Source organism: Moorena sp. SIO4E2 (assembly GCF_010671945.1).
Taxonomy (GTDB): domain Bacteria; phylum Cyanobacteriota; class Cyanobacteriia; order Cyanobacteriales; family Coleofasciculaceae; genus Moorena; species Moorena producens.
In genome coordinates this window covers 1-1,967 of sequence record NZ_JAAHIE010001001.1, presented here as the reverse complement: position 1 = coordinate 1,967, position 1,967 = coordinate 1, and the positions used below count along the sequence as shown (strand labels likewise).

2 protein-coding genes are annotated in these 1,967 nt (G+C 46.2%); both read right to left on the bottom strand.

Annotation, left to right across the window (positions count from 1 at the left end; all coding sequences use genetic code 11):
* Positions 1-619: 619 nt before the first annotated feature.
* The gene (gene ubiE, locus F6K37_RS39910) at positions 620-1,318 is read right to left on the bottom strand and encodes a bifunctional demethylmenaquinone methyltransferase/2-methoxy-6-polyprenyl-1,4-benzoquinol methylase UbiE (RefSeq protein ID WP_287256805.1); all 699 of its coding nucleotides are present in this window, start codon (positions 1,316-1,318) and stop codon (positions 620-622) included.
* 17 nt (positions 1,319-1,335) lie between these two features.
* The coding region (gene menA / locus F6K37_RS39905) for a 2-carboxy-1,4-naphthoquinone phytyltransferase (RefSeq protein ID WP_287256803.1) at positions 1,336-1,967 on the bottom strand (632 nt) is incomplete at its 5' end.

Below are 1,967 nucleotides of genomic sequence, written 5' to 3'. Positions count from 1 at the left end.
GCCAATGTTCCCTATTTCATCACTAAGGCTAAGAATGATACCTTCTCTGACTGTCCATTTGCCATGACTAGTAGACAACGGATGCTTAAAGGGACGCTGGTATGGGTGAAACTTGAACTGATAGTTCGTCATTGATGAATTGCTAATTGCTATTTTTAATTGCTATTGCGCTGCATCCCTATGTAAGCTATCAGCTATCAGCTATCAGCTATCAGCTATCAGCTATCAGCTATCAGCTATCAGCTTTCAGCTTTCAGTGATCAGCTTATGGGTTATAGCACTACGCATTCAGATGTAAGACAATTCCTAAACTCCGAAACTTAGTCATAGCTTACTTCTGACTTCTGACTTGCGCGTAGCGCTATATCACAGCATCGAAGCCTGCAGGGTTATTCACAGCGTCGTTCGCACAGCGTGGCCATTCGCGTAGCGTGGCCAACGGCCAAGGCCAAAGCCTGTACCACGCAGATGGTGCTTTTGAATAAAATAAGCTGACCGCTAACGGTTGAGAGCTAACCACTGACGGCTGACCGCTGACGGCTGACCGCTGACGGCTGAATGCTTACATCCCGATTCCCGATTCCCGATTCCCGATTCCCGATTCCCGATTCCCTATTTCCTATTCAACACTTCTAGGTTTAGTCAATACCAATACTCCTAAGGTTCCACCAACAATCGGGTAGTGAGTTGCACGAAATCCTACTTGCCGTGCTAAAGATTCTTGCTTCGGACCACGGGGGAATCGCTGTATACTCGGCCAGATATAGGCATACTCTTCCTCAAGTCCTTGCTGACGGGCTAGGGGAACAACAATAGTTTCCATATACCACTGTTGAAACTGCCGAAACAGAGGCTGAGAGGGTAAGTGAAAGTCAAGAATTGCTGCTTTAGCCCCTGGTTTAAGAATACGGTAAATTTCCTTTAGGCTCTTGGGAATATCTACGACATTACGTAATCCATATCCCATAGTTGCTCCGTCAAAGGTATTGTCAGCAAACGGTAAATCTAAAACATCCGCCTCTACCCACTCAATCTGTGGTTCAGAGGATTTTTGTTTTGCGATCGCTAACATCTGGGGCGCAAAATCTACTCCATACACCTTTCCTAGAGTGCCTACTTTCTCCGCTAATAGTCGAGTCAGGTCTCCACTGCCACAACACAGGTCAACACAGGTATCTCCTGGCTTAGGTTCAGCCCATTTAACCGTCATCAGCTTCCAAATTCGATGCTGACCCCAACTGATCCTGTCATTAAGCTGGTCATAGTTAGAAGAGATGTTATCAAAAATTCCCTGAATCTCCTGGGATTGGTCTGACATAATTCGTTCAATTAAGGTTAATTCAGGTTAATTAGGAAACCGACACCCAACAAGAGTCCACTCCAAAAATGTAGCGCTACGGCAATAAACTTACAATTACTAACCTTTTCCGGTTGGTTGTGATGAGCGTTAACATGGCGGCAAAGTTTGATAGCAAAGGGCAATCCCACCAAACTGAGTAATGTCCATATTGGGAATAGCCCCATGATCACAAACCCAGCAGTAGCAGCGAATAGACTACCACAAATCCAGGGCAACAGTTGAGCACCCCGTTTGGTGCCAAGGCGAACAATAGGCGATCGCTTCCCAGCTGCTATATCATCCTCTACTTGGTGAAAATGGGAGCAAAATAGAATTAACGTAGTGGCAAGACCCACAATTATCGATGCCGCCAGGTTAGTGACAGACCAACTCTGGGTTTGACTGTAGTAGGCAGCTGACATACCTAACGGACCAAAGCTCAAAAAGGCCAGAATCTCTCCTAGACCTTGGTAGCCTAAGCGAAACGGAGGTCCTTGGTAGATATAGCCAAGGCTGCAGCATAGGAGTACTAACGCCATCACTGTTAAGTCTTGCTGCCACCAGCAGATCAGTAGCATGCCAAGGATACCCAGTCCTAAACACAGGTTCCCTAGCCAAAAAATTAACG